This is a genomic window from Zhongshania antarctica, assembly GCF_014202945.1.
GTDB lineage: Bacteria > Pseudomonadota > Gammaproteobacteria > Pseudomonadales > Spongiibacteraceae > Spongiibacter > Spongiibacter antarcticus.
This window is the reverse complement of the sequence record NZ_JACHHW010000004.1, coordinates 396,709-421,607: the sequence shown is the minus strand read 5'-3', so window position 1 is coordinate 421,607 and position 24,899 is coordinate 396,709. Positions and strand designations below refer to the sequence as shown.

The following is a 24,899-nucleotide window of genomic DNA, read 5'->3' as shown; positions in this document are numbered from 1 at the left end:
GCGCCTGTATCTTGCATTTGAAATTATATCCATTGAGACCATATGCTAAGCCTTCTTTGAAGAAGGCTCCGGCGTCAATCAGACGGCAACGGGGCATTAAACTCTGGGAAGTTGCACTGGTGCTCGCCATCAGTTGCGGTATCGTGATTTTCATCAGTGTTATTGTAAATAAACGTATCGATACTGCGCTCAAAGAACAGGTGAACAGCGATTTTCGTCGTATCTCCATGGCCTTGCATCAGTACAAGCTCGACAATAAACGCTACCCAAGCAGCGAACAGGGCTTGATGGCGCTCTATTACGCACCCCAAATTGCCCCTCTAGCCGAGAAGTGGAACGGCCCATATATTAATCGTGAAACACTGATCCATGATCCATGGAAGAACGCGTATCGCTACCGCAGCTCAGATGCACCGCCAGGGTTTGAAATAACGAGCTTAGGTGCAGATGCAAAAAATGGTGGTAAAGGCCAGAATGCGGATGTGAGCGTTAGTTACCAAAGCGATGAACATTGATGCGCCAACGGCGTCTCTGTTCATTTGTTTGAAAGGTAATATCAAAAGGTTGAATTCAATAAAGGTTACTCTGGCGGCGCGCGATTTTTATCGAAGTCTCGATAAACAACCGCTCAGCGAAGCTAATTAACATATCCCCCGCGTAATTTAAATTTGCTTAGTGACGCCGTTGGGCGGGACTGTCAGTCTCTCGTTATTTTAGCGGTGGCTTGGCCTTCGACACTCTGTAATTTTACTCCCGGCCCCGGTCCAAAATTACCCCGAGGCCTTCTGTCACCCCCTATATAAGCCGAAATATCAAAACCAGGGCAAGTAAGGTTACCATCCAAGCAACCATGCTGCTGATGGATATGGTGCGCGAAAATACCCCATCGCTGCCATTAAGCGCGGCTAAGCGCTGCTCAAGTGCATTGCCTAGGCTGATGATACGACCGCGCACCGCCAGATCCACACTATTCACTAATCGGCCACAGGCATTAATCAGTCGTGGCACGGGCCGTCGATACATCCAATCGAAGTCCAGATTGGTAGATGGTAGCTCCGGCGGGTACATGCCTTTTAGATTCAGCCAAACAAACGCCAATGCTGAGAAAAACAGCAGCTGGGTCTGAGTGAGAATATGGCTCACATCATAGGCACTGTAATCGGTTGGGAAGGGCAGGTGTTGGTAAAGCAATTGTGGGAAGATACCTATCGCAAGGCACAGGGCCGCCGCGATGCTCATGGCGAGTAGCATATTCCACGGCGCTTCTTTGCAGCGAATACCTGAATCGTGTGCGAAAAACGCGAAGTAGGGGATTTTGATACCGGCGTGATGGAATACCCCTGCTGAGGCGAACAATAACAATAGCCAGACGATATTAAAGTGCTCTTTGAGCGCTGCCGACATGATCATGGATTTGCTGACAAATCCGCTGAACAAAGGGAAGGCCGATATCGACGCCGCGCCAACAATACAGAGTATGGCCGTTTTGGGCATAGACTTGTATAAACCGCCAAGCTCAGAGCCGTTAATGCGGCCGGTGCGGTATAGCACCGCGCCCATCGACATGAACAATAAGCCTTTAAAGATAACGTCGTTAAAGGCGTGGGCAACCGCGCCATTAATACCTAACTCAGTGCCGATACCTATGCCAACCATCATAAAGCCTAACTGGTTGACCAAGCTGTAGGCGAGGACTCGGCGCAAGTCGTTTTCAATAACGGCAAAGAAGATTGGAAAACACGCCATAGTAGCGCCGATATAAATCAGCATTTCGGTGCCAGGGAAGCTCCTAGCCATTGCGTACACCGCAACCTTGGTGGTAAAGGCGCTCAAAAATACGGTACCGGTTGGGGTCGCTTCCGGGTAGGCATCGGTTAGCCAGTTATGAAAGAACGGGAAAGCGCATTTAATGCCAAATGCCAAGAACATAAACCAACTGGCAATTGAATCGAGTCCGATTTCGGTAAACATCAGACTGCCACTTTCTTGGAAATAGAGAATGATGCCAACCAGCAGCAACAGTCCCGAAATTACCTGGATGATTAGGTAACGCATACCGGCGCTGTAGGCGGTATCAGTACGACGCGCCCAGATCAAAAAGACTGAGGTGACGGCCAGCATTTCCCAGAAAATGAATAAAGTCAGCAAATCGCCCGCAAAGACCGCCCCTAGAGCGCTGCCAGCGTAAAGCATAGCGGCGACCTGTTGGGTTCGATCCTTAACGTGCAGGGAATAAATGACACTGATCAAGGCAGCGATATGAAATAAATAGCCGAACAACAGACTCAAGCGATCGATATGAATTGGCTTGAGCGCCATGCCCATTAATTGAGTCTCAAGGCCAAAACCGCTCGGCAGCTGCCACAGGTTTAAAGCGCTGACAACAACGACCACAATTAATGCGGGGCCGCGCCATGTCGCGCCGCCAACTAAAGCGATTAACGCGCCAAGGTAAAAAATCAGAAACGGCGGTAACTCAATCCCCAGCATGAGTTTCCTCCTTGGTGCTCTGGTTTACTTGCTGATAATAATCTTCACTGCGCATCAAACCTTTGCGCATCCACTTAGCAACGAGCACAAGTACGACGCAGCCAATAAAGCCGTATACCGGATAAAAACCATACAGTCCCTCCCAGGGGTGCACAGAGTGGCGGTGAATGACGAAATCTAATCCAAATAGCACAGCGCAAATAACGTACAGGCTACGAAGTATCCAGCGCAGTGTCTCTGGGCGATCAAAAAAATCCTGGGAGTGGCTCATTGCGATCCCTCGGTGAAAATCTGGGATACCAACTCGAAAAGCGGGTTGGGAAAGAAAAATAACAAAATACAGGCGCCAGCCGTGATACATAAGGCAATAAGCGATGCTGTGGGCGCCTCTTTAATAGCGATTGGCCCGTCAGTTTGGGGCTCGCTAGGGAAGAAAGCGCGTAGCGGTATAGGTAGTAGGTAGGCGATGTTCAGCAGGGAGCTGAGCAACAGCACGGCCATTAATACCAGTTGATCTGTTTCTAGCGTCGCAGTGAGTAGCCACCACTTGCTCCAGGTTCCCGCTGTGGGCGGCAAGCCGATGATGCTGAGTGACGCAATAAAAAAGGCAATCATGGTGATTGGCATCCGTCGGCCTAGGCCGGCCATCTCACTAATATTGCTTTTGTGGCTAGCCACTAAAATTGCGCCAGCACAGAAGAACAGGGTGATTTTGCCAACTGCGTGCGTGGCGATATGCATCGCGCTGCCCACCACGCCGCTTTCAACCGCGAGCAGTGCACCAACGGTGATATAGCCGAGTTGGCTGACGGTGGAATAGGCCAGTCGAGCCTTGAGGTTATCTTGACGAAGCGCTACCAGCGAAGCCAACACCACGCCTGCACCGGCAAGATACAGCAGGTAATCGGTTGCCGGAATTTGCTGGAGGGTGTCTAGGCCAAAGATAAAGACCAGTATTTTAACGAGACTAAATACACCCGCCTTAACCACCGCCACCGCATGTAGCAGGGCGCTAACCGGGGTAGGGGCGACCATCGCCGCAGGTAACCAGCGATGAAAGGGCATTACCGCTGCTTTGGCAACGCCAAAAACATACAGCACCAGCAATACCGACAATAATGCGATGCCCGTTTGCTCGGGGAACACTCCGCCAGCCTGGAAATCAAGGGTGCCCGCGACCAGCCACGTCACGATGATGGCAGGTAGGAAGAAGGCAACAGACGTGCCCATCAAAATCCCGAGGTAAATCCGACCTCCCTGTTTGGCTTTTTCGGTGCCGGCGTGGGTCACTAGTGGATAAGTGCACAGCGACAGAACTTCGTAAAAAACAAATAGGGTAAATAGATTTTCTGCATAGGCAATCGCCATGACCGCCGCAATGGCAACCGCAAAACACACGTAAAAACGGGTTTGATTATCTTCCTTGTGGCCGCGCATATAACCAATGGCGTACAAGGTGGTTACCGGCCATAACACGCTGGCTACGAGGCTAAACAACATTCCCAAGGCATCAATTCTGAAGCTCAAACTGAGCCCAGGCACAATATCTACCCAGTGGCGTGTCAGTGATTGACCTTCATTAAAACTGTTGTATAGCTCGATGTTAATCAACAGGAGTGCTAAGCCGGCGAGTATGGATACCGCCTCGCGCAGATTAGGCATGCGGGCAAAAGCGAGTATGCCGACCACAGCGATTAACGGAGTGAAGATGGCGGCGTCAATTAGCATATTTGGTGCGCTCATTATGGGCGTCCCTCCTGCAATGCTATCGCCGCTTCGGCACTAATCGACACCGGCAAGCGGGTATCAATGCCAAAATAAATATTGCCGAATACCAGTAACCAGAGAGCCAGTAGCATTGCCAGTGGAGCTTCCTTGAGGGGCGTACTGTCGGCAGCTGGCTTAAAGTACAGCGCCTCCACAACCCGCCAGATGTAAACGATCGCGAGTAGCGACCCAATCATGATGAGTAACACCAATAACCACCGGTCTGACAGCGCAGCCGCCGACACCAGATACCATTTACTGATAAAACCAGCGGTAAGCGGAACACCAATTATGCTGAGTCCGCCGACCACAAAACCGAAACTGGTCCATGGCATTTTTCGACCCAAGCCCTGCATTGAGGTCAGGGTGGTGACGCCGATGCGGCAGGCGATTGCGGCAAGCGCCATAAAAAGGGTCGCTTTCATTAGTGCATGGTTGAACACATGCAGCAGCGTAGCCTGCAGCCCCAGGACACCGCCAATCCCTAGGCCCACAACCATATAACCGACCTGAGCCACACTGGAATAGGCAATAGCGCGTTTTACGTCTGCCTGATAAATAGCAGCAATTGACGCGCTGATTACCCCAGTGATACCCAGTACGATGAAAATTTCCTCAAGTGGGATATCGATTTGGCTGAAATGACTGGGGAATACCGTGTAAGTGAAACGGATCATCAGGTAAAGCGCGACCTTAGTGGCGCTTGCAGCCAAGAAGGTTGTAACAATCGATGGCGCGTGGGTGTAGGCGTTAGGTAGCCAAAGGTGAAGTGGGAACAACGCGAGCTTCAAACTAATCCCGACGATAATAAAAGCATACGCCGTAAATACGGTAGAGGAATCACTGGCCAATGGCAGACGTTGGGCTAAGTCTTGCATATTGAGCGTGCCGGTCATGATGTACATGAGACCGATGCCAATCAAAATAAAGGTCGCGCCGATCGTGCCCATGATCAAGTAACGAAAGGCCGCCCATAGGCTCTCTCTCTTTGGTCCCAGTGAGATGAGCGTATAAGTAGACAGCGATGAAACTTCTAAAAACACGAAGACGTTAAACGCGTCCCCTGTCGCCAATATCCCCAGTAAGCCAGCGAGGCAAAGTAGCCAAGCGACAAAAAAGATAGTTTGTTTTTCCGGGGCAATTTCAACGTCAATACTGCTCTGCGCGGCCAGTAACGCAACCGTGCTACTGCCAGAAACAATCAATAGCAGCCATGCATTGAGTAAATCAATGCGGTACTCGATACCCCAGGGCGCTTGCCAACCACCTAAGGCATAGCTAATTACACCTTGATGGTAGACCGTATGCAGCAACATGGCGGCGATACAAAAACTGAGGGCGCTGATAAGCAGGGCGAATAGCCATGCGAGTTTACCGCGGCCTAGAATCAGGCAGGCGGGTGCGCCGAGCAGTGGCAGAATAACTTGTAGAACGGGTAAATGGCTTAACACGAATGGTCTCGCTGCTGAATTTCAGACTCTTCAATAGTGCCGTAGGCTTTATTGATTCTTATCACGAGTGCCAGCCCCAGTGCGGTGGTGGCAATCCCGACTACGATCGCGGTGAGGATGAGAACATGGGGCAGCGGGTTGGAATAGACGGTGATGCTGTCATTCAAAATTGGCGCGCTGCCGCCATGTATTTTTCCTGCACTGATATAAAGAATAAAAACCGAGGTCTGAAAAATATTCAAACCAACGATCTTTTTAACCAGATTACCCTGTGCTATCACGATGAAAAAACCAACCATCATCAGTGCTACAACAATCCAATAGTTGTAGTGGGACATTAATAAGGTCATTCCTCTGCCTCTACTTGCTTATTCTGCTGGCCGGCGAAGCAATAAAAAATCATCACCATGACAGCCGCCACCGTAATGCCAACGCCAAGCTCGATAACAAGGATGCCAATGTGTTGACCGGTAATTGGGTTCTCGGCCAGCACTGAGTAATTCAAGAACTCACCGCCGTTAAGCATTGAGACCAGCCCCACCGATCCGTAGAGCAATACACCGAAGGCAGCGAGAACCCTTAAAAGAGCGGAGCTTACCACCTGCTGAGCGACATCGACGCCGAAAAACATGGTGTATAAAATAATGCCCGCAGCGAATATCACACCGGCTTGAAAGCCGCCACCAGGACCATAGTCACCGTGAAACTGCACATAAAGCGCAAATAACAGAATTGGCGGAATTAAAATTTTACTGACGATACGCAATACAGTGTGGTGTCGAGCGCCATTGCTTAGAGGTGCTTGGCTCGGAGCCGGTTTTAACATGAGCAAAGACAAAACGCCGATACCTGCGGTGAAAATAACGGCGACTTCGCCAAAGGTATCAAAACCACGATAGCTAGCCAGCACGGAGGTAACCATATTGGGTATACCTATTTCGGCGCCAGATTGTTCTATATAGCGCGGGGCTACATGTGTATGGGCTGGCGCAGTGGCTGAGCCAAATTCCGGCATACCAAAGGTAGCAATAATCAGCAGTGCACCAGTGATTGTTACCAGTATGAACGCAAAAAAATTGCGGCTACGGCTGGCTTGTTCCTTACGCCCGACCATTGCTAAGGTTAGCAGCATAAGTAGCGGCGATATCCCCGCACCAACGGCAGCCTCGGTAAATGCAACGTCGACGGCATCCATGAGGACGAAAAAACTCGCCGACAAAAACCCGTAAATGCCGGTTAGCATAACAACCGCAATCAGGTCGCGGCTGAGCACAATCCCTATTGCGGTAGCGAACAGCATGCTTAGCAAAGCAAGATCGATAAATAGTTCTATGGGGAAACCCTCCCCGCCGCAGCGGTGCCATTGTTATCATTAGTCATGGCGACCTCCCTTTGTTTCGTGTTCTTGATGGCGCCAAACGGCTTTCGCTAAAGCATGGCTTGATGTGGGGCTGGTAAACAAAATGAATAATAGAATCATAATCAGCTTGAGAAGAACCAAGCTCCAGCCAGCCAATAGCATCAAACCCATGAGAAGCAGGGTGGTTGCGAGTGTTTCGGTAACACCCGCTGCATGCATGCGACTGAGGGTGTCGGGAAATCGCAATACCCCCAGCGCGCCGGTAAAAATCAAGAAGCTGCCCAAAAGAAGCAGCGCACCACTTAGGAATTCTATTGCATCATTCATCGGCAGAGCGACCTTCCTCAGCTTTCTGAGTGTGTTCAAAATAGCGCAGAATTGCGATCACACTGATGAAATTCATTAGCGCGTAGAGCAGCGCAATATCCAGAAACTCTGGCCTGCCGAACAAGAAGCCCAGCACAGCAATAAGTAAAACCGTTTTGGTGCCAAATAAATTCGCGGCGAGCACACGGTCGAAGATACTCGGGCCCGCAAAGCCCCGAACCATCGCCATGGCCATAACCAGTAAGAGGGTGAAGGTTGTTACAGCCAGCATCATTTTTCCAATTGATCCACCCGACGGGACATTTCACCCGCGTCGAGATCATTAAGGTTGGCTTGAGTGAGGCCGTGTACTAAAACCTCGCTGTCGGAAAGTTCTACAGAAATTGTTCCGGGCGTAAGATTGATCGAGTTAGCATAGACAACCCGTCCAATGTCGGTCTTTTGCCCTACAGGAAAGCGTCTAGTGCCAGGGGAAATTGTGCTGCTACCCAGCCAGATGCGCTTTACTACGTCGATGTTACTGATAATGATCTGCACTACCAGCCAACTGTAATACCGAGGAAGGTGGCGGGTTAAGTGAATAGGCTGCGACTCATGATCAACTACGTCCATGCGATGACAGACCCAAACAACCAGTGCTACCGACACTACGCCAAAGGACAGCAATAAGCCGGTGTAGTGGCCGGAATTGGCGAGCCATATAGTGGCTAATAGCGCAGAAATACTAACCGTGTGTTTCATAGAGGCCTTAAGTATTTTTCTTGGTATTAATCGCTGCAACAGCAGTTGGTCTTTAATATTTGCATTAGCTCACTAAAGCCAGTGAGCATCTATCCAAATTAAGTTTCGCAAATTTAGCACGCTTAGCATTGTTGAGTAAGCAATAACGTCCGCTTTTTAATGCCCCGGTGCTCTTTTCCCTTTTGCACTCAACCTATTGTGGCGCTCAGCAGCGCTCACACAGCAAACAACTCTGCTACAGGGACACCCGCCTGCGAAAGAGGCCTTCAGTTCGAAGGGCTGCATGCAAGAGATGCCCAAGCTTAGCGTAAAGTAGCCTTTATAAACAAGCGTTTGGCTTAGTCATACAGTAGGCGGGGAGGCTGGTCGCCGTTTCAAGCGAAGCGGGGTTTATTTCATCTTACCTGCAGCCTAAATCATAGCTTGTGCCGCGAGGGGTATTATGGTGAGTAATCGTTTTTTATCCCCCGACAAGTGCACAGGGTGGTTTTATTAGCAAGTTTACCGGTGTGCTGTTAAACCTTTTGCTGAGGCGGACGCATTTTTTAGCCAGCAGCGGCTAACCGTTATTGGTCCAATCTCCAAACAAACTTTCCAGTTCATCACGAGGCTCTATGTTGCTGGAGTGAACTCCGTCCGCTAAGGCTCAAGGTCGGAGCTACTAGGAGGGCAATGCAATTTATCACTAACCAGCACAGCAACATCGAGGCCAGTGTGTGACTAAAAAAATGATGACCAAGGAGCATTTTATACCCACCCATGGCCCAACCTGCCGTTAGCGCTAGGACTACCATTTGGCGCCGTCGACGCCGTGACTTAGGTAAATAGTAAAGCGTTAACAGAGCAAAGCCAGCGCTGGCGTGGCCGGCAGGGAAGCATCGCTGCTGCTTTGTTGGCTGTTTCTCGGCAGGGTAGCGTTCAAATAATTTGAGATAGGGCAGCTCGCCGCCGAACTCACTCAGTGCATAGGGGCAGGCGACGTTCGTAGTGCCTTTTAATAAGGATACAGCGGCTGGGCCAAGGGGCAGGGCAAGCAATACAATAAGTAAGCCACGTTTGTAGTGTTGGACAAATGCCGCTTTTCGAAAAAACAGCACACTGGCTAACAACGCAAACTCAAAAAGGATTAAGAGCCTTTTAGGGCCATCGTAAAAGAAAAAATGACGCCAAGGATTTCCGTCTATCTGGAATAGCCAGCGCTGACTACTGGCATTGTAAAAGAAGCCCTGAATCCATAAATCCAAGTTACTCAACTCAAAGCACAGTATTACTACAATGAACGCAGCCAGAGTGTATTGAATATGCTTAGCGGGCGACATTGTGATTCTTCTCGTCTTCTTCGTCCTCCAGAACCACCAATTTTACCTCGGCAGCGGGCAAGAGCTCGGTCGTCACCTCAAACACCGCTAGCAGGGTGTCAAAAACCACATCGTGGGAGTTTGCCTGATCTCTTAATGCAAGTGACTGCGCGTAATCAATATCTGACGATGGGCCTATCCAAGCAATGACCGGAACATGAGTCTGCGCCTCGGGCGCAAAGCTATAAGGCATGCCGTGTAAATAAATACCCGACTCACCCAAGGATTCACCGTGGTCGCTAACATAGAACATTGCCGCCTCATACTTTGGCGAATTGGCTTTTAGCAGCGCGATGACCTGGGACAGGAAATAATCGGTGTAGAGAATCGTATTATCATAGGCATTTATAATCTCATCTTGCGTGCAATCGGCGAGCTCATTCGACTGACAGGCAGGGGTGAATTTTTCAAATTCCGCTGGGTAGCGACGGTGGTAGGCGGGGCCATGACTCCCCATTTGGTGTAACACAATCAAAATATCGCCACTTTTACCGTCAATATAGGCCTGCAAGCCATCCAACATGCCGATGTCGCGACATTCTTCATCGCAGGCGGGATTTAACGCGGCACTGCGAAAATTTTCAAATGGCACCCTGTCTGCCACGCCTTTAGAGTCTGAGTTATTATCACGCCACAGCACATTTACACCGGCTTTTTGCAGCAAATCTAGGCCGTTTTCGGTGTTTCTCGCGCTTTTTACATCAAAGCCATCATGCGCTGAGTAAGAAAACATGCACGGCACGGATATCGCTGTTGACGTTCCACAAGAATGAATATTACTGAAACTGATTAAATTAGCTTCGACGCTAAGCCGGGGATTGGTGTTTCGTTGGTAGCCATTTAAGGAAAAATGATCCGCTCGCGCAGTTTCACCAACCACGAGGATCACTAGCTCCGCATGGGCATCTTCGGTTTCCAAAATATTTGCCATCGCATCTAAGCCCATAAAAGGAAGCGGGGCAGATGTTGGCGCAAAGCTAGCGGCAAACTGCATGGCTGAGTAAATAGGGTATGCCGGACTAATATAGTAGCGAACTGTTTTGTGTTCCCTGAAAAAACTTGCGTATTGGCTGCTAAAACCAAACACGCAAATAGCCATAACGCCCACAGCTAACAGGCCAGTGAGCGCATGAAAGACTTTCTCGCGAACGAAAACAGTCGCTGGTGTTGGGAGCCACCAAAGCAAGACTACAGGCGCCACACCAAGGAAAAACACACGAAAAAGAAGGCCGCTACTGAATAAATCAATAGATTCTGCAGCGTCGGTTTCATAGACATTACGAATCATATCTAAATCGATAACCGTGCCGAACTGATCCGAAAAATACGAAGTCCCGGCGGCAGTTAATAAAAATAGGCTTACTGTCCATCGCCAAGGTAACACCAAGCTGAACGCCGACATCAAGAGCGTCAAACAAGCGGTCAACAAAATCGCTATCGACACCACAAAGCCCATATTATCTGCCACAGGATACAGTGCGAGCACTGCACGGAAAAACGTCAGATTTGCGGTGGCAACGAGGAATAATGCCGCGGCAATGATAATTCGGTTCGGGCTTAGGCGATAAGGCAAAGACATAAGGTTTCTCTGTAGTACACGCTGATCGCTATGTGGCGACGGATGATTCACTGAGCCAAATAGCGCGCAGTTAATATAATTAGCTGGTTCGCAGTGTAGCTAGCGTAACGGCCAATAATTAAGAAACGCTTAAGATTGATCATACACCGAACACCCATAACTTCGTATAATGTATATTATGTTAAATAAAGGAAAGAACTGAGCTAAACCTTGTTTGATATTTGGTCACCTGCGTAAGATCTGTCGCCAGAGTAAAATGACAGCGCTACTCATTAGCACTACTAACGCTACATAGAATGCTGACTCAAACACGGTAAACCATTTCGCGTAGCAATGCCCAGATGCACGAAAATACGGTGCACAGTAGTCTCGTTCAACCCACAGAAATAATTTGAGTAAGATTGCAGCTATCAATATTTCAACTAGCAATAAGCTGAAACCAAATAATAGCCATTTTCTCACGGGTTTCACTTGTGCGTGACTGTCGCTGCTGCGGTTAAAATCATTGTGAGGCTTCATTGTTTTCAGTTAATGGACAAGTACTGCGTTCAAACACGATGCCAGGCTGCGGGCCTGGCCGCCCTAGATTTAACACGCTAGGCTTGCTCCGCACGAATTTTGCCTCACAGTTATTGTTGTAGAAAACCGTTAGCGATAATAGATCGATGCTTTCTAGGCCCATCGCTACATATTGATGTTTGCGAATAAACTCAAGCATCGTCTCCACGTCCCTAAGATGAACAGCCGCTGGTACTAATGCGGCATTCCCTAAAACACTCCATCCGAGTAAAGCCGCGACAGCCGCCCTCTTAATCTGCTTCATGTTTCCACCTTTTTTAATTTTACATCTTGGCTGACGTTTCAATTAGCGCACGTTCAATTTCTCGTACCGTAGCTAATGCATAGCCACTTTCATCGATTTGACTTAAGCGATAACTGTTGGCCAAAGCCGAAATAGCGGGCAAAACTCGGGCAAAATAGTGTGCTAACTCCTCCGAATCAGGCGAGCTCAATATTATTTCACACTCTGCGGCAGCATTTTCGACCTGCCAGCCTATATTGCCCCAGTGGAATGACTTTTTCTGTTTACCTCGTGCATCCTTAAATTGCTTCATGAGTACTGTATTCATCTCAAGCTGGACGCCTACTTTACTGGCTCGATATTTGGTTATCGACGCCCTCTTTGGCGAATAAATAGACGCTGCCCTAGCCATAAAACGCAAGTATTTAAGGGTCAGCTGCAATTTTAGCCTAGTCCACGTGTTCACATAGTCCCCTTCACTCTAAAGGCGCTGGATCTAGCGTCGATAGGAACCAGCAACGTGTGTTCATTCCCGCTCAACCACCGCGAACATTAATGTATCAAGAGCAATATCGACGCTCGCTAAGCTGCCCCACCAGTCGCAGCCCGCAATACAAAGCGTCCCGGAAAGTAGGTTTTCGCTTGGCCGGTCAATATCGCTAATCGCATTGAAGGATTTACTATTTCCCCGTACGTAATACCAAACAGACCATTGCTTATCCTGTTTAAACATCCCAAGGGAAACCGATCCGTAAATGGGGTTTCTATGTTCAATAATGACCCAGTGACGATTGTTTACGGTTTCCTCAAAGGTAATAACCTCGTTAGCGCGGGCTTCTGCGACTAAGTGGTCCACTTGAGCAGCGTCCTCTATTATCCTTGGATTAAGCTGAGCTGCTGATGCATTTAAATACAGGCCAGTTTGAAACTCGCCAAGTAAATCATGCCAGTTATTCCATTGTAATTGCTGCCTGATAACACCGCTGAAATCACATTCGCAATTAACGGTCGTGCCATCTAGGCTCCAATTACTGGCAGCAGTAGTGCAGCCTTCAAGTTCATCAACGCTCCCTACGCCACCTACACTCGGGAGTGTTATTAATTGCCAGCTATTGTCTTTCCTCAGAACATAGACTTGCTCAAGCCCGACTCCCTCTAGGACTTCTGCCACAATAAAACTTGGAAAATCGGTACTTTTCTCAAGACAAACACCGTATAACTCGCCGCGATTCATTGGTCGTTCAAAAATATTATTCTTATCAATGCTAAGAGTTAACCTTCCAGGCTCATCAAATCCGCTAGAAATGCTAATCGCCATTGCCTTTTTGCCCGGCGCGGACAGCTGCCAACTACGGTTAGAAGCCTCTAATGCAAGGCTGAATTGAACAACAAAAAACAGAAAATGAAAGACCAATACGCGAGTCGCCAATACTGTGAATACCATCTAGCTATCACCTATGACATGCATCGAAAACCACATCGGACTTTGGCAGCCGAGGTCTTAAGCATGAACAAAAATATTGCATGGCCGCGCCCTCTTAAAATATCGATTAGGGCTTCGTGACAACAATTTTTATTTTATTCTCTGGCAACACCTGCCCCGACATACCTCGGGACATTTTATTGTCAGGGACTACCCACGTTTCACCTAGGCTATTGGCGGTTAAATAGCAAACCTCACCACCAAAAATAACACCAGGAGAACGGAACGGTATCAAACTACGCTCATCCTTGCAGGCTACACTCGCAATTTGCGGAGAGATCGAGCTGACGCCGGGGTAAAATCCCCACCACCCCGGAAAACCATTACTTACAGCTAGAATTTCTTTGGTTTCGCCTAGCGACAGGTAAATAGCCGTAGTATCATTTTTTGTCTCTATAAGAGATTCATAACTGGCTCTACTGCCAGCACAGGCCTGCAGTAATAAGCTGATGACAAGTAACATAATGATCTTAATGTGCATGATATGAACCCTGTACAGAATGTATTCAACAAGAATTGACCGATGCGGCACACTTCGCGCCCGCTAGCACCCCATAGGAATACTCATATTAATAACGGTTACCACATGCCAGCCAGCAGCCGTGTTCTCCTCAATCTTTAGGCGAACCGTACTAAGCGAAATTTCAACAGGCTTATAACCCTCGGGCCAGCCCTCACCCTCCAGTATGCTTAGCCACTGTTCACCGCCCGCGCGTAACACCTCTGCTTTGAGTTCTTGATCAGAAACCGCTGGAAAACAGTCGACATCAATGTCATTGAAATCGGGCAGCGTATATTCTCCGCCCTTCACTTCCGCGATACGATGCCATTGGGAGGTGCAGTGCTTCCAGTCAGTTAAATCGAGGTGAGGGCCTTCGGCTGTAACCGTCATACTGGTTTCGAGCTGAATAGTGGCGCGATAGTTTTTGCTATTTTTGTTAAGCAACTTTAGCGTACCTTTCGACAGGCTATCGCCAAGGTCTAGTGTATCTTTTATCTCCTTTTGGAGCGGCGCAGCGTATTTAATCGTTTTCTGAGGCGACGCTTCAGCGCTACTTAATAGCACAATACCATCGAGCGCATAGCTGAAATTTGCTAACAAAAGGGCTAGTGCTACGATGTAATATTTCATATATAACCCCATTCAAATATTGTCGCAGGAGATTAGGCGCGAGCTTATTTGATCCGAACTGCGTTAGCGAAAGGCAGCATTGCGCTATGTATGAGTGCATAGCGCAAAGACAATAACGGTAAATTCACTACAATAAAGTGAGCTGAGATGTACCCCGCTCACTTGCCCAAAAGACGCCTTTTAATTGTTGAACTCCCGCTTCACGAGCGGCCACGGCAAGTGCCTTTGCTTGTTTCTCGCCATAACGCTGTATTGAGAACGTCGCTTTACCAAAATCGCCCGGCTTTTTGGCGGGCCAGTGAGCCTCCCAATACCAAATTTCTTTAATGCAGCCGTCTTTAAGTTTGTAGCGCTTTGCATAGCGATAAACACCGGGAATGCCGGAGGTGTTGTGGCGCCTAGGGGCATTGCAGAATTGCTGGCGAGTCGTTGGTGGGTATTGGTCAATAACCTGATCCCGATGGGCTTTAGCAGCGAGTAAGGCTTTGCGTTTTCCACCGTAGGTTTTATCAGGGAAATTTTTAACGAGTAGTTTGTTCTGGCGCCGCAGACTCACCCGCCAAGCGTGTGTGCGGTAAATCTCATCGTCTATTCTGGAAATGCCATACATGGCCTTAGGTTTAGACATGTGTCCGGTGAGTCTCACTTCTTTAATAATTTAGGGTGTATATACACCAATTCTAAGCTAGTCAGCCTGTGACCAGCAATTTAGCGTTTCGGTCAATAGTCCGGCAAGGAGAAGCCCTAAGACAGTATAGTACCCTTCAAATGGTACGCATTCTGTCGAATGTCCTACCCAAAGCCTTATATGACAGCGGTGAGCTACAGCCGTTCCCCGCTAGACTTTATTGCGAGCTACCCATCATCCGGGAGGCTTGAACCTGGTAGCGCGATAACAAGCGCGCTAAGAGATGTAAGCAGCCGTAAAGCAACCCACTCAGCACAGCAAGAGAAAGGCCTATATACAAAAATAAATCTGGGGCTTGCATCATGGTCGACATCAACGACTCATGGTAATAAAAAAACCATTGGTGTTTATCTGGAAAGATCAGTGTGTGAAGTTTATAAAAGACGCTAACCCACCCGACTACCATGATCAGTATTGTGACGGCGCCGATCCAGAAGGCATTTGCCAGTAATAACTGGCGCCAAGATGGCAGACGCCAGGCTTTAGCAATAAAGGTCGCTAGAAGAGCCGCCCACACCAAATACAGTAATGGCTCGCCTTTTTGTAGGGTGCTAATTAAATTGGCAACATCTTGTAAGTGAATGATTTCGGCCTGGTGTAATAAGGGGCTGTTAATGCCTTTTTCGGGAATTGAATAGCGTATGTCAGCCAGGCCCGCGCCTTGATGACTAATCGAGTGACAAATTTGGCTAAATAATTCAATACGTTGTGCGCGAGTGGTGTCTGCAAAGCCCGTTCGATATATATTCTCTGGCCCATACTGACGAATATTCTCAGCAATCCCGATATGGTCATGCCAAAAGCCATAAAAAAAATCGCCGGCTAAGAGTAAATGCCAGGCGATAAACAAGCTGACGCTGAGCGTAAGTATGTTGTAGAGCATGTTACGGCTAATAATGGCAATATTCTGCACCATCTTTGCGTATTCCTAATTGGGTTCGGCGCCAAGCTTAGCTGATCTGCCTTGGGCTTGGTACCGTCTAAGCAATTTGGCATGCATTGCCACATCACCCCTAAAAGCCGAGTAGAATGAGGGTGTAAAATTTGCGCTAGGCTATTTAACAGAGACTTGCTGATGAGTATGACGAGCACCGGTATCGGTAAACGCATTATAAAAGATCTGCACCCTAAGCAAATCTTGGCCGCACTGGATGAAATTGATAGCAATGCGCCGAGCTATACCTTGAGCCGCCCCCATGCCCTGCGTCGAGTATTCGTGGTATTGGCCTGCGTTTCGGTCTGTTTGTTAATCATTCACTACCTTAAATACTCTTCGGTATTCCTCGCCCTACTGCAAATTTTGAGTGAAGTAGTCGATAAGCCATCGCATTATCTGTATCAGGCCCTTAGGCAGACAGGCTTCGTCGAGCTAATGACTTATGCTTGGTGGACAGCCTGGCACGTTGTTGGCTATGTACTGATTCCGGCACTCGTCATTAAACGCTATATTAAACTGCCCGTGGCTGATTTCGGTTGGCGCTGGAATAACACTAGCCAGCACTGGGCGGGCTATTTATTGCTACTCTCGCCAATATTACTTTTTGTCGTCATTGCCGCGTCTAACCGAGACTTTGTTGCCCACTACCCTTTTTATCGCTTGGCTGGGCGTAGCTGGTTCGACTTTCTCGCTTGGGAATGCCTTTATCTTAGCCAGTTCATATGCCTCGAATTTTTCTTCAGGGGGTTTTTCCTGCAGGCATTACGGCCCGCAGTGGGCGCCAATGCAGTATGGATAATGTGCGTGCCGTATCTAATGATTCACTTCCCTAAATTATGGCCGGAAGCCGGGGGAGCGATTTTGTTTGGGCTGTTTTTAGGGATTTTGGCGCTGCGTTCGGCGTCAATTTGGGGAGGATTCTTTGTACATGCCGGTGTTGCTGTGGGCATGGATGTGGCGTCGCTTTTGAAGCAGGGAAACATCCCCAAGGTTTTTTGGCCTTTCTAGCGCAGCTCTGTTCCGCGCGGCTAAGATTGAGTAAGCAAACAACGCTGGCGATTCTAGGTCGCCAGCGTTGGAGTTAAGCCTTACCCAAAACTCGCCGCTTTTTTGTATGCATCTCTGCCCTGGAGTTTACTCAGATACGCAAGGGTATTCGTTTTACCAGTAAGCATGTCATGCACAAAAGCGATCTCCAAAATCATGCACATCATGATATCTGCCGCCGTGAACCGATCCCCAGCAAAATAGTCCCTGCGGCTCAATGTCGCCTCTATGTAACTAAAATCGAGAGCGAGCTCTTTGGCAATATAGCCATCTAGCGGCTTATCACCCGCCCGTTCTTCGCGCTTCATAATCATGTTTATAATCACTGGCATGGCCAGAGAGCCTTCGGCGAAATGCAGCCACTCTAAGTAGTCGTAATAGCATGGCTCGCTTTTAGCCGGACGTAAGTTGTGTTGAGGAGTTTGGTCTAACAGGTATTCCATTACCGCGCCCGACTCACACAAAGTGCGCTCACCATCGACAATAACCGGTGATTTAGCGAGCGGATGAATTGCCGCAAGGCTCTCTGGCGCAAGATTAGTTTGCGAGTTGCGTTGGTGATGCACCACCTCGTAGGGTGTTTGCAGCTCTTCTAAAAGCCAAATTACGCGTTTTGAACGCGATTGATTTAGATGGTGAACAGTAATCATGTCGGCGCCTTTTAAATGAAGTAAAGTTTAGCGAGTCCTAAAACGAGAAGCTGACGCTTTCGCGTCAGCTCAACAAACATCGATTACACAGCCATCTCTAGGATTTGGCGGCTAATAACAGGCGTGACTTCGCCCTGTTCACCCAATTTCACCATGCCATGTTCAGTAAGTTTGGCAAGTAGCTCATCGATATGCTCCGCGCCAAGATCGACCTCTGACAGCCTGACAGGCAAGCCCATGGCGGTAAAAAACGCTTCGGTTGCGGCAATTGCCTGATCAACTCTAGCGTCTTCGTCTCCGTCCTTAATTCCCCAAACCCGGTCGGCGTACTGAAGCAGTTTTTCCCGCTTAACGCTCCGTCGTACTTTTAAAACTGCTGGCAGCACGATGGACAAAGTGCGGGCGTGGTCAATTCCGTGCGCTGCGGTAAGTTCATGGCCAATCATGTGGGTGGTCCAGTCTTGAGGAACACCAGCACCAATCAAGCCATTGAGGGCGAGGCTGGCAGCCCACATAATATTGCCGCGCACGGCAAGATCATTTTTAGTTGCTGGCGCCAGTGCCTTTGGCCCCTCTTCGATTAAGGTTTGCAAAAGTCCTTCAGCAAAGCGATCTTGCACTTTGGCATTAACGCTGTAAGTGAGGTACTGCTCCATGGTGTGGACAAAGGCATCAACGACGCCATTGCCTATTTGGCGATCTGACAAGCTCAATGTCACCGCGGGGTCGAGTACCGCAAATTTAGGCCTAACGAGGGGACTTGAAAATGCGCCTTTGTGGCCGTGGCGGGTAACCACCGCGCCGGAGTTACTCTCGGAACCCGTGGCAGGCAGGGTCAATACCACACCGATGTCCAGCGCCGCACGAATCCGCTCGCGCTTTGCAATAATGTCCCAAGGGTCTTGACCTTCGTAGCAGGCTGCAGCGGCAATAAACTTTGCGCCGTCGACTACAGAGCCGCCGCCAACGGCTAAGATATAGTCAAGGCTGTTTTCGGTAATCAAGGCTTGCGCCTTCATTAAGGTTTCATAGCTCGGGTTGGGTTCAATGCCAGAGAATTCCACAACACTATGATTGGCCAGTGCGAGGGAGAGCTGTTCGTAAATGCCATTATTTTTTATCGAACCACCGCCGTAAACTAATAGGATCTTGGCGTCGGCAGGTATTTCCTTGGTTATAACCTGAATTTGGCCCTCACCGAAATGGATGCGGGTTACGTTAGAGAAACTGAAATTCAACATGAAATACCCTTTTAATCACTTAAAAAAAGACTTGTACGGGTAGTCTACGCTAATCGTTTTTATACCAGTGATAAAACCTTAGCGAATCTACCCGCTAAAACTGTCCCACTGCAGCGAGGAGACGCATCAAAGCGCGGCTAAGATTATCACAGCTTATGGTTAAGGAAGTATTGTACAGCTGCCAATACCATCTGCGGCCAAGTCTTCGATGTAAATTTGGCCAGCGCTCGCCGTTGCCAAACGAGCCATACAGTCCGCAATGCTGACGCGATCCGTTGTGAGACCAGTAATAGGGTCTATTAGTAAGAGAAACGCAATATTTTCGATATCAGCAGGAATGGTACTTGGATCTGGCACTTCGTTTAATAGCACTTCACACTGACCAGTCAAATCGCCACCAAGCACTTTGGCAATATTAATATTGTAGCGGGTGGCGCTGGATATACAGTCCAAAATACTGACTTTTTCCGTTATGACCACCAATGCCAAGGGATCGGGATCGACAACATCTAAAAAAGGAATCTCGCTGTACACTGGCGCGCTTGGACCTGGATCGGTCGGTGTTAAGGGTCAACAACGGGGTCGAGTGGGTCAATTGGCGGGTCTACTGGATCTGTGGTGGTGTCGTCGTTATCTCCAGTAATTAATATTACCCCACCCTCTCCATTGTTGTTTGCAATATACGCCGAACGCCCTGAAAAATTAGTCGGCGAAGAGTTTTCGAATGCGTTGGGCTGCTGACCAGCGGACAAGCCGTCAAACGCGAAATAGGTGTTTGCCTCAATGGCGGAGGCGAAATCAAACATCTCCTGCAGGAGTGCATCGCGTATGGCGATCCAGCCAATGATTGTACCCACGAGCAAGGCAGCGGCGAGAAGCACCAGTTCTGTGGTGATCACATAGCCGGCCTGTTTAGCGCCTCTTACTTTAATTCGCAAATTGCGACGCAAGACTGAGCTCATCGCTCACAGCCAAACAATGCCGATGCATCGTCTAAAAATAAGGGCATATTAATCAATATGTTACGCATATTACTGTCATCTTATATCGGATTTAATTATAGAGTAGCAAGATGCGAGCCGTTATAGCGGTTAATTTCGCAAAGCCTAATATCCTCACTTTGCAACGAGGGGTCAAACCAAAGACCAACTTCTGCGTAAGAATCGCTTCGGGCATGAATAGCCCTTTCTCGCTTTTATCCCGAGATTCAGGGTGCTATGTCTCAGAATTTGCGCTGCGTGTAACGCCCCAGCTTGGTTCAAGCGAAATACCCTCTTCGCGATATTTTGCCCAATTATAATCCATTCTTACCACGCCACCCCTATGGCCATTTTTACAGCAGCGGCAATTTGAGCTGATTTAAGAATCTCACTCCAAATTTTTCGTATAACAGCAGAGTCTGATATACCCGGTTTATAAGGCTTAAATCACCTGTCATAGGCGATCATTTTTACGGTGACACCGCCTAAGATTAGGCTTTGGCACCGAATTTGCTGAGCCATGATTGAAAACCAACTTGTGTCATAGCTATTTATCTACGTGAGGAAATTACCATGAAAAAGCACTGCGTCGCCTTAACATTACTTTTATCAATTAGTGCCGTAAGTCACGCTCAAGACTTGCTGTCTGGAGCGCTTGGGCCCCTTAGCGGAAGCGCAATACCGTCATTAAACCTGCTTGATGCTGGCCTGCCAACGTCAGCTATCTTAGGCGGTTTAACCCCGCTCGCAATTGATACGGTCAATACTGCATTGCCACTGGTGAATAGTGTTCTGGTGAGTACGCTCCCACTCGTAACAGACCTAAGTAGCAGTGTTTTGGCAGGTTTAGGGCCTGTTGCAATTGACGGCGTAAATACTGCCTTGCCCTTGCTTAATGGTGTTTTGGCCAGCGGTTTATTGGATGCAGGCATTCCATTGGTAGGCGGAGATTTAACCGCTGGTTTACTCCCCATCGCCATTGACTTGGTAAATACAGCCGTTCCCGTGCTAGCTACCGTTTTGTAATGTTAGTCGCACTGCCCAGGTAATTTAATGTAGCTATGCAGTGCGACTTGTGTCTGATATATAAACGCAGCCATGATTGACTCGTTTTTTATAAGTGTGACATAGAGTGCGTTCACTCTCGCCATTGCAAGCTACCTTGAATTGGTTTCGCCTTACTTACTTGGTTTTAGTTAGGGCTGTCTCGCCGCTGCAAATATGCCAGTAATTGTCATCCAAATACGCTAGCTTTAACGCCGCAAGTTTTCGTAGCGCGTCATCAACGTCAAAGTCTAATTGGCACTGCCAGCGCTGGGAAAACCAAACCTCAATACGCTGATCGAGTTCTTGCGCGCTGAGGGGCTGGTGCGCCGCCAATAGAAAGTAGTAGGCCAGTAAGCTTTCTTTACACTCGGCTTCTTCAGCGTCGTCGAGTAGGCGATACAGAACCCCCGCATTATTATCCAGTAATTTAAAGTAGAGATTCCTCGTAAGCGCCTCGGTAAAACGCAATTTACGATTTTTAAAATTACTGAACTGTTTAAACAAATAGGCGCCAATAGTGCCAGCGCCCGCCAACAGTACAATGATGGCGTTGCGGTCTAATGTCACCGCTTCCTTGTGCCAACCCAGCCAAAAACCTAACAAAGACGCAGTTAAGACCAATGTCGCGCCAAGCTTGGTGGTGAGCACAATCCCTCCGCTCACGAGTGCGGGTATACCTATCATTAATTTGTCGCGCAAACGCATTCCAACTTGAGTGTTGGGGAAAAGCATTTCCAAGTCGGCGTCCGGCACGTTTTGGAATAGTTTCAACATAGTTGATCCGGGCCGACAGTCCGCCGCTGTGCTGCTTCCGTTCACGGTATCTTTAAAACGTAAATACAGGACAACTCTATCGTAATTAACAAAATGAACCGTCTTGCGCCACAGATTAAACGGCCCACGTATTTCTTCAGTGCGTTCGCTGGCGCCACGGGTGTACAGTAAGACCTCGTCAAAATCATCTAGGTTTACCATAAGTCTAATATGAAATAACGACGCAGAATCCAGTGCATTAGCAAGCGTCTCAGGGGTCACCTTGTCGTAATTCGCGCGTTCGAGTAACTGCGCTACCTGCTGCGCTAAGTCCTTGGCACTGGCCAAGCTATCGCTATTATCCAGATACACTAAACGAGTATCGGCGTCGGGATCTAGGCTGAAATAGGTATCTTTAAGAGCATGCTTGGTACGGTGAAAATCGTCGCGAAAGTGGCTTTCAATATGGGCGGCACCGGCCCTGAATTGCACCAGACTTTCCGCGTCTAACTGCCCTTCTTGTAGGCACATTTGTAAAATATCTGCACGACGAAACGGGATAAAGTGGAGTAAGGCCAGATTTGGCATGGCAACAACCTTTTGTCTTTATAGAGAGCGCTTTGTTTAGTTTAGAGGATTCCCTGCCTCGACATTGCCACGCAGCATAGGCTATTGTTTTTGCGAGGGGTAATGTTTTTGTCCTACAGTCCATCAATCTGCGAGAAAACATGCACGATCACCATCACCATAGCGCCTCAGAACGTATAGGTTGGGCTTTCGCCCTCAATTTTGCTTTTACCATCGTTGAGTTTGTTGGTGGGTATTTAACCAATAGCACGGCGATAATGGCGGACGCGGTTCATGATTTAGGAGATTGCCTTGCCATTGGCTCCGCCTGGGTGCTGAGTAAAATCTCCGACAAAGAGGCCAGTCACCACTATAGCTATGGTTATCGCCGTTTTTCCTTACTTGGCGCGCTAATCAACGGCGTGGTATTGGTGCTGGGCGCAGTGTGGATTTTGAGCGAGGCCATTCCGCGCTTGGCGCATCCAGAAATGCCTAATGCTACTGGAATGCTAGGTTTGGCCATACTGGGCGTGGCGGTTAACGGCTATGCAGCCTACAAATTAAGCCACGGCAAAACCCTGAACGAACGCATGCTCAACTGGCATTTACTTGAAGATGTCTTGGGCTGGGTTGCCATCCTAGTATTGTCCTTGGTGTTAATGGTGGTTGAACTCCCCATTTTAGACCCCCTGCTCTCCATCGGTTTTACCCTGTTTATCCTCTTTAATGTGGTCAAAACCTTAATCGAAACCCTGCGCCTATTCTTGCAAGCGACCCCAGATCGCGAGCTGCGCAGTCAAATTCAGGATGAACTGCTGGCCATCGACCATGTTAGTGACATTCATCACCTCCACCTTTGGTCCTTAGACGGTGAGCATCATGTGCTAACCGCCCACCTAATCCTGAATCAACATTACGCACAGCCCGAGTTAGTATCGCTCAAAGCGGCTATTGCCGCCGCGATGGCAAGGTACGAGCTAAGCCACACCACAATCGAACTGGAGTTTCCGGACGAATTTTGCCGAGACGCCTCAAAACATTCTCACTAATTAATGCGGTTAATTTACAGACCGCGCTATTGTGAATATTGCCAGTGCTATTCAGGCCCTGAGCAATGGAAATCATTGGCATATTTTATTGCCATTCGCTAGATTGCGCGCAATCGCTAGCCTGTCGAGTCTAGCGTCTAGTAAGAGGTTTGGTGTGACATGATAGATCCCGTCATTTTGTTTTTTATCTTCGGTCTCAGTGCCGGCCTGCTCCGCTCTGAGTTACGACTTCCCCCTGCCATTTACGACCTTGTTAGCATTATGTTACTGCTAACAATTGGTATGAAAGGCGGTATTGAACTTGCCAAACAGCCCTTTTTGGAACTGTTGCCGCAGATGCTCGTGGTGATTGCCCTCGGCATTGTATTGCCTTTAATCGCCTTCCCCTTACTACGTTACCTAGGCCGTTTCAGTCGTGTCGACGCCGCCTCAATCGCCGCGCACTACGGTTCGGTGAGTATGGGTACCTTTGCCGTTGCGGTTGCCTATATGAGCGCCCGAGGCATTTATTACGAGGAGCAAATGCCGCTGTTTGTGGTCATGCTGGAGATCCCTGCCATTCTAGTCGGCATAGTGATCGCCAAGGGATTTTCTAAGCAGACAAATTGGGCGCAAGTTGGCCACGAAGTTCTGCTGGGTAAGAGCATCATTCTGATGATTGGTGGCCTGCTCATTGGCTGGATCGCCGGTGAAGAACAACTGGCCTCAATCAAACCCCTATTCTTTGATTTGTTTAAAGGCATATTGGCGCTCTTCCTTTTAGAGATGGGCTTAATTACCTCTAAGCACGTCGGCAGCCTTAAAAAATACGGCCCTTTCCTGATCGTATTCGGGATCAGCATGCCGATGCTGTCGGCAGTGCTTGGCGCGAGCACCGGATGTTTATTAGGATTTTCAGTCGGCGGCACCGCAATGCTGGCCATTCTCGCCGCCAGCGCATCCTATATCGCGGTACCTGCGGCAATGCGGATCTCGGTACCGGAGGCCAACCCGACCTTGTCTTTGGCGGCGTCACTGGGTATCACCTTCCCCTTTAACGTGGTCATCGGCATCCCCATTTATTACGCGATGGCGGAATACATACACGCTTTTTTTGGAGCTTAAATAATGAGCGACAACATAAAAAAACTTTTAACCATTGTCACCGAAGCGGCGCTAGAAAATATCTTAATCAAGGATATTGAGCGCCTCGGCGCGCAGGGCTACACCATTACTGATGCCCGCGGCAAAGGTGGTCGAGGTAGTCGCAGTGCCGCCTGGGATGCCAGCGGCAATATTCGGATTGAGGTCGTTAGCGACGCGGCTATCGCCAGCCAGATTGCCAGCCACCTAAAAGAAACCTACTACGACAACTACGCCATGATTCTGTTTATGAGCGATGTTGAAGTGATTAGACCAGGGAAGTTTTAGCACGATTTGAGTCGCTACTTTAAGCCCCAACCTGCCGCAA

Annotated in this window: 29 protein-coding genes; 6 read left to right on the top strand and 23 right to left on the bottom strand. The window is 48.7% G+C overall.

Going from position 1 to position 24,899, the window contains the following annotated elements; translation table 11 throughout:
* Positions 1–11 precede the first annotated feature (11 nt).
* A complete protein-coding gene (gspG, locus tag HNQ57_RS09125; protein ID WP_338112947.1) occupies positions 12–515 on the top strand; it encodes a type II secretion system major pseudopilin GspG in 504 nt (167 codons plus the stop codon).
* Positions 516–795: 280 nt separating this feature from the next.
* Here the strand turns inward: gspG and HNQ57_RS09120 are convergent, their stop codons facing one another.
* The 18 genes from HNQ57_RS09120 to HNQ57_RS09035 all read right to left on the bottom strand — a co-directional run bounded on the left by HNQ57_RS09120 (position 796) and on the right by HNQ57_RS09035 (position 16,094).
* Positions 796–2,490: a Na(+)/H(+) antiporter subunit D gene (locus tag HNQ57_RS09120; protein ID WP_184462399.1), complete on the bottom strand. Its 1,695-nt coding sequence runs from the start codon at positions 2,488–2,490 to the stop codon at positions 796–798.
* Positions 2,477–2,761 (bottom strand): hypothetical protein, encoded by a 285-nt coding sequence (locus HNQ57_RS09115; protein WP_184462398.1) that lies wholly within the window; start codon positions 2,759–2,761, stop codon positions 2,477–2,479. Before HNQ57_RS09115 ends, HNQ57_RS09120 begins: the two co-directional genes overlap by 14 nt.
* Complete coding sequence (locus tag HNQ57_RS09110) at positions 2,758–4,233, bottom strand: proton-conducting transporter transmembrane domain-containing protein (RefSeq protein ID WP_184462397.1); 1,476 nt, start codon at positions 4,231–4,233, stop codon at positions 2,758–2,760. The genes HNQ57_RS09115 and HNQ57_RS09110 overlap by 4 nt, the downstream gene beginning before the upstream one ends.
* Complete coding sequence (locus HNQ57_RS09105; protein ID WP_184462396.1) at positions 4,233–5,708, bottom strand: monovalent cation/H+ antiporter subunit D family protein; 1,476 nt, start codon at positions 5,706–5,708, stop codon at positions 4,233–4,235. Before HNQ57_RS09105 ends, HNQ57_RS09110 begins: the two co-directional genes overlap by 1 nt.
* Complete coding sequence (locus HNQ57_RS09100; protein ID WP_226968328.1) at positions 5,702–6,046, bottom strand: cation:proton antiporter subunit C; 345 nt, start codon at positions 6,044–6,046, stop codon at positions 5,702–5,704. The genes HNQ57_RS09105 and HNQ57_RS09100 overlap by 7 nt, the downstream gene beginning before the upstream one ends.
* Positions 6,047–6,054: 8 nt before the next feature.
* Positions 6,055–7,029: a Na(+)/H(+) antiporter subunit B gene (locus HNQ57_RS09095; protein WP_226968334.1), complete on the bottom strand. Its 975-nt coding sequence runs from the start codon at positions 7,027–7,029 to the stop codon at positions 6,055–6,057.
* Positions 7,030–7,080: 51 nt separating this feature from the next.
* Positions 7,081–7,395 (bottom strand): monovalent cation/H(+) antiporter subunit G, encoded by a 315-nt coding sequence (gene mnhG / locus HNQ57_RS09090; RefSeq protein WP_184462395.1) that lies wholly within the window; start codon positions 7,393–7,395, stop codon positions 7,081–7,083.
* Complete coding sequence (locus tag HNQ57_RS09085; protein ID WP_184462394.1) at positions 7,388–7,669, bottom strand: MrpF/PhaF family protein; 282 nt, start codon at positions 7,667–7,669, stop codon at positions 7,388–7,390. The genes mnhG and HNQ57_RS09085 overlap by 8 nt, the downstream gene beginning before the upstream one ends.
* Positions 7,666–8,136, bottom strand: a complete 471-nt coding sequence (locus HNQ57_RS09080) for a Na+/H+ antiporter subunit E (RefSeq protein WP_184462393.1) — start codon at positions 8,134–8,136, stop codon at positions 7,666–7,668. Before HNQ57_RS09080 ends, HNQ57_RS09085 begins: the two co-directional genes overlap by 4 nt.
* 602 nt (positions 8,137–8,738) lie before the next feature.
* Positions 8,739–9,455, bottom strand: coding sequence for a phosphatase PAP2 family protein (locus HNQ57_RS09075; RefSeq protein ID WP_184462392.1), 717 nt, complete (start codon positions 9,453–9,455; stop codon positions 8,739–8,741).
* Positions 9,442–11,073 (bottom strand): phosphoethanolamine transferase, encoded by a 1,632-nt coding sequence (locus HNQ57_RS09070; RefSeq protein ID WP_184462391.1) that lies wholly within the window; start codon positions 11,071–11,073, stop codon positions 9,442–9,444. The genes HNQ57_RS09075 and HNQ57_RS09070 overlap by 14 nt, the downstream gene beginning before the upstream one ends.
* 502 nt (positions 11,074–11,575) lie before the next feature.
* Positions 11,576–11,896, bottom strand: a complete 321-nt coding sequence (locus tag HNQ57_RS09065) for a ssr3402 family protein (RefSeq protein WP_184462390.1) — start codon at positions 11,894–11,896, stop codon at positions 11,576–11,578.
* Positions 11,897–11,915: 19 nt separating this feature from the next.
* Positions 11,916–12,203 carry a hypothetical protein gene (locus HNQ57_RS09060; RefSeq protein WP_184462389.1) on the bottom strand — a complete coding sequence of 96 codons (288 nt, stop codon included), beginning with the start codon at positions 12,201–12,203 and terminating at the stop codon, positions 11,916–11,918.
* Between the two features lie 198 nt (positions 12,204–12,401).
* Positions 12,402–13,319 carry a hypothetical protein gene (locus tag HNQ57_RS09055; RefSeq protein WP_184462388.1) on the bottom strand — a complete coding sequence of 306 codons (918 nt, stop codon included), beginning with the start codon at positions 13,317–13,319 and terminating at the stop codon, positions 12,402–12,404.
* Positions 13,320–13,425: 106 nt separating this feature from the next.
* A complete protein-coding gene (locus HNQ57_RS09050; protein ID WP_184462387.1) occupies positions 13,426–13,839 on the bottom strand; it encodes a hypothetical protein in 414 nt (137 codons plus the stop codon).
* A gap of 63 nt (positions 13,840–13,902) precedes the next feature.
* Positions 13,903–14,490 carry a hypothetical protein gene (locus tag HNQ57_RS09045; protein ID WP_184462386.1) on the bottom strand — a complete coding sequence of 196 codons (588 nt, stop codon included), beginning with the start codon at positions 14,488–14,490 and terminating at the stop codon, positions 13,903–13,905.
* Between the two features lie 127 nt (positions 14,491–14,617).
* Positions 14,618–15,118, bottom strand: a complete 501-nt coding sequence (locus HNQ57_RS09040; protein ID WP_184462385.1) for an AP2/ERF family transcription factor — start codon at positions 15,116–15,118, stop codon at positions 14,618–14,620.
* Between the two features lie 217 nt (positions 15,119–15,335).
* Positions 15,336–16,094, bottom strand: a complete 759-nt coding sequence (locus HNQ57_RS09035; protein WP_184462384.1) for a lipoprotein intramolecular transacylase Lit — start codon at positions 16,092–16,094, stop codon at positions 15,336–15,338.
* Between the two features lie 159 nt (positions 16,095–16,253).
* On the opposite strand from HNQ57_RS09035, the gene HNQ57_RS09030 reads away from it, so the two are divergent.
* Positions 16,254–17,123, top strand: a complete 870-nt coding sequence (locus tag HNQ57_RS09030; protein WP_184462383.1) for a CPBP family intramembrane glutamic endopeptidase — start codon at positions 16,254–16,256, stop codon at positions 17,121–17,123.
* An 80-nt stretch (positions 17,124–17,203) separates the two neighbouring features.
* Here the strand turns inward: HNQ57_RS09030 and HNQ57_RS09025 are convergent, their stop codons facing one another.
* The 4 genes from HNQ57_RS09025 to HNQ57_RS09010 form a co-directional block, all read right to left on the bottom strand.
* Positions 17,204–17,812, bottom strand: a complete 609-nt coding sequence (locus HNQ57_RS09025) for a glutathione S-transferase family protein (protein ID WP_184462382.1) — start codon at positions 17,810–17,812, stop codon at positions 17,204–17,206.
* An 83-nt stretch (positions 17,813–17,895) separates the two neighbouring features.
* A complete protein-coding gene (locus tag HNQ57_RS09020) occupies positions 17,896–19,053 on the bottom strand; it encodes an iron-containing alcohol dehydrogenase (RefSeq protein ID WP_184462381.1) in 1,158 nt (385 codons plus the stop codon).
* 159 nt (positions 19,054–19,212) lie between these two features.
* Positions 19,213–19,587 (bottom strand): hypothetical protein, encoded by a 375-nt coding sequence (locus tag HNQ57_RS09015; RefSeq protein ID WP_184462380.1) that lies wholly within the window; start codon positions 19,585–19,587, stop codon positions 19,213–19,215.
* A gap of 29 nt (positions 19,588–19,616) precedes the next feature.
* Positions 19,617–20,015: a hypothetical protein gene (locus HNQ57_RS09010; protein ID WP_184462379.1), complete on the bottom strand. Its 399-nt coding sequence runs from the start codon at positions 20,013–20,015 to the stop codon at positions 19,617–19,619.
* A gap of 591 nt (positions 20,016–20,606) precedes the next feature.
* Between HNQ57_RS09010 and HNQ57_RS09005 the strand changes: the two genes are divergently transcribed.
* Positions 20,607–21,059: a hypothetical protein gene (locus HNQ57_RS09005; protein ID WP_184462378.1), complete on the top strand. Its 453-nt coding sequence runs from the start codon at positions 20,607–20,609 to the stop codon at positions 21,057–21,059.
* Positions 21,060–21,215: 156 nt separating this feature from the next.
* Here HNQ57_RS09005 and HNQ57_RS09000 read toward each other — a convergent pair whose 3' ends face one another.
* A complete protein-coding gene (locus HNQ57_RS09000) occupies positions 21,216–22,421 on the bottom strand; it encodes a TMEM143 family protein (RefSeq protein WP_184462377.1) in 1,206 nt (401 codons plus the stop codon).
* 140 nt (positions 22,422–22,561) lie between these two features.
* On the opposite strand from HNQ57_RS09000, the gene HNQ57_RS08995 reads away from it, so the two are divergent.
* The 3 genes from HNQ57_RS08995 to HNQ57_RS08985 all read left to right on the top strand — a co-directional run bounded on the left by HNQ57_RS08995 (position 22,562) and on the right by HNQ57_RS08985 (position 24,859).
* On the top strand, positions 22,562–23,449 hold the full coding sequence (locus HNQ57_RS08995) for a cation diffusion facilitator family transporter (RefSeq protein ID WP_184462376.1): 888 nt from the start codon (positions 22,562–22,564) through the stop codon (positions 23,447–23,449).
* A 159-nt stretch (positions 23,450–23,608) separates the two neighbouring features.
* The gene (locus HNQ57_RS08990) at positions 23,609–24,553 is read left to right on the top strand and encodes a sodium-dependent bicarbonate transport family permease (RefSeq protein WP_184462375.1); all 945 of its coding nucleotides are present in this window, start codon (positions 23,609–23,611) and stop codon (positions 24,551–24,553) included.
* 3 nt (positions 24,554–24,556) lie between these two features.
* Complete coding sequence (locus HNQ57_RS08985; RefSeq protein WP_184462374.1) at positions 24,557–24,859, top strand: P-II family nitrogen regulator; 303 nt, start codon at positions 24,557–24,559, stop codon at positions 24,857–24,859.
* The last annotated feature ends 40 nt before the right edge of the window (positions 24,860–24,899 follow it).

Excerpts from the sequence above, each read along its gene's own strand:
- HNQ57_RS09110 (WP_184462397.1), bottom strand. The coding sequence starts at position 4,233 with ATGAGCGCACCAAATATGCTAATTGACGCCGCCATCTTCACTCCGTTA.
- HNQ57_RS09010 (WP_184462379.1), bottom strand. The coding sequence starts at position 20,015 with ATGAGCTCAGTCTTGCGTCGCAATTTGCGAATTAAAGTAAGAGGCGCT.
- HNQ57_RS09060 (WP_184462389.1), bottom strand. The coding sequence starts at position 12,203 with ATGAATACAGTACTCATGAAGCAATTTAAGGATGCACGAGGTAAACAG.
- HNQ57_RS09035 (WP_184462384.1), bottom strand. The coding sequence starts at position 16,094 with ATGGTGCAGAATATTGCCATTATTAGCCGTAACATGCTCTACAACATA.
- HNQ57_RS09120 (WP_184462399.1), bottom strand. The coding sequence starts at position 2,490 with ATGCTGGGGATTGAGTTACCGCCGTTTCTGATTTTTTACCTTGGCGCG.
- HNQ57_RS09085 (WP_184462394.1), bottom strand. The coding sequence starts at position 7,669 with ATGATGCTGGCTGTAACAACCTTCACCCTCTTACTGGTTATGGCCATG.
- HNQ57_RS09065 (WP_184462390.1), bottom strand. The coding sequence starts at position 11,896 with ATGAAGCAGATTAAGAGGGCGGCTGTCGCGGCTTTACTCGGATGGAGT.
- HNQ57_RS09115 (WP_184462398.1), bottom strand. The coding sequence starts at position 2,761 with ATGAGCCACTCCCAGGATTTTTTTGATCGCCCAGAGACACTGCGCTGG.
- HNQ57_RS08985 (WP_184462374.1), top strand. The coding sequence starts at position 24,557 with ATGAGCGACAACATAAAAAAACTTTTAACCATTGTCACCGAAGCGGCG.
- HNQ57_RS09005 (WP_184462378.1), top strand. The coding sequence starts at position 20,607 with ATGAAAAAGCACTGCGTCGCCTTAACATTACTTTTATCAATTAGTGCC.
- HNQ57_RS08995 (WP_184462376.1), top strand. The coding sequence starts at position 22,562 with ATGCACGATCACCATCACCATAGCGCCTCAGAACGTATAGGTTGGGCT.
- HNQ57_RS09030 (WP_184462383.1), top strand. The coding sequence starts at position 16,254 with ATGAGTATGACGAGCACCGGTATCGGTAAACGCATTATAAAAGATCTG.
- HNQ57_RS09075 (WP_184462392.1), bottom strand. The coding sequence starts at position 9,455 with ATGTCGCCCGCTAAGCATATTCAATACACTCTGGCTGCGTTCATTGTA.
- HNQ57_RS09050 (WP_184462387.1), bottom strand. The coding sequence starts at position 13,839 with ATGCACATTAAGATCATTATGTTACTTGTCATCAGCTTATTACTGCAG.
- HNQ57_RS09000 (WP_184462377.1), bottom strand. The coding sequence starts at position 22,421 with ATGCCAAATCTGGCCTTACTCCACTTTATCCCGTTTCGTCGTGCAGAT.
- HNQ57_RS09045 (WP_184462386.1), bottom strand. The coding sequence starts at position 14,490 with ATGAAATATTACATCGTAGCACTAGCCCTTTTGTTAGCAAATTTCAGC.
- HNQ57_RS08990 (WP_184462375.1), top strand. The coding sequence starts at position 23,609 with ATGATAGATCCCGTCATTTTGTTTTTTATCTTCGGTCTCAGTGCCGGC.
- HNQ57_RS09055 (WP_184462388.1), bottom strand. The coding sequence starts at position 13,319 with ATGGTATTCACAGTATTGGCGACTCGCGTATTGGTCTTTCATTTTCTG.
- HNQ57_RS09025 (WP_184462382.1), bottom strand. The coding sequence starts at position 17,812 with ATGATTACTGTTCACCATCTAAATCAATCGCGTTCAAAACGCGTAATT.
- HNQ57_RS09080 (WP_184462393.1), bottom strand. The coding sequence starts at position 8,136 with ATGAAACACACGGTTAGTATTTCTGCGCTATTAGCCACTATATGGCTC.
- HNQ57_RS09070 (WP_184462391.1), bottom strand. The coding sequence starts at position 11,073 with ATGTCTTTGCCTTATCGCCTAAGCCCGAACCGAATTATCATTGCCGCG.
- HNQ57_RS09100 (WP_226968328.1), bottom strand. The coding sequence starts at position 6,046 with ATGTCCCACTACAACTATTGGATTGTTGTAGCACTGATGATGGTTGGT.
- HNQ57_RS09020 (WP_184462381.1), bottom strand. The coding sequence starts at position 19,053 with ATGTTGAATTTCAGTTTCTCTAACGTAACCCGCATCCATTTCGGTGAG.
- HNQ57_RS09040 (WP_184462385.1), bottom strand. The coding sequence starts at position 15,118 with ATGTCTAAACCTAAGGCCATGTATGGCATTTCCAGAATAGACGATGAG.
- mnhG (WP_184462395.1), bottom strand. The coding sequence starts at position 7,395 with ATGAATGATGCAATAGAATTCCTAAGTGGTGCGCTGCTTCTTTTGGGC.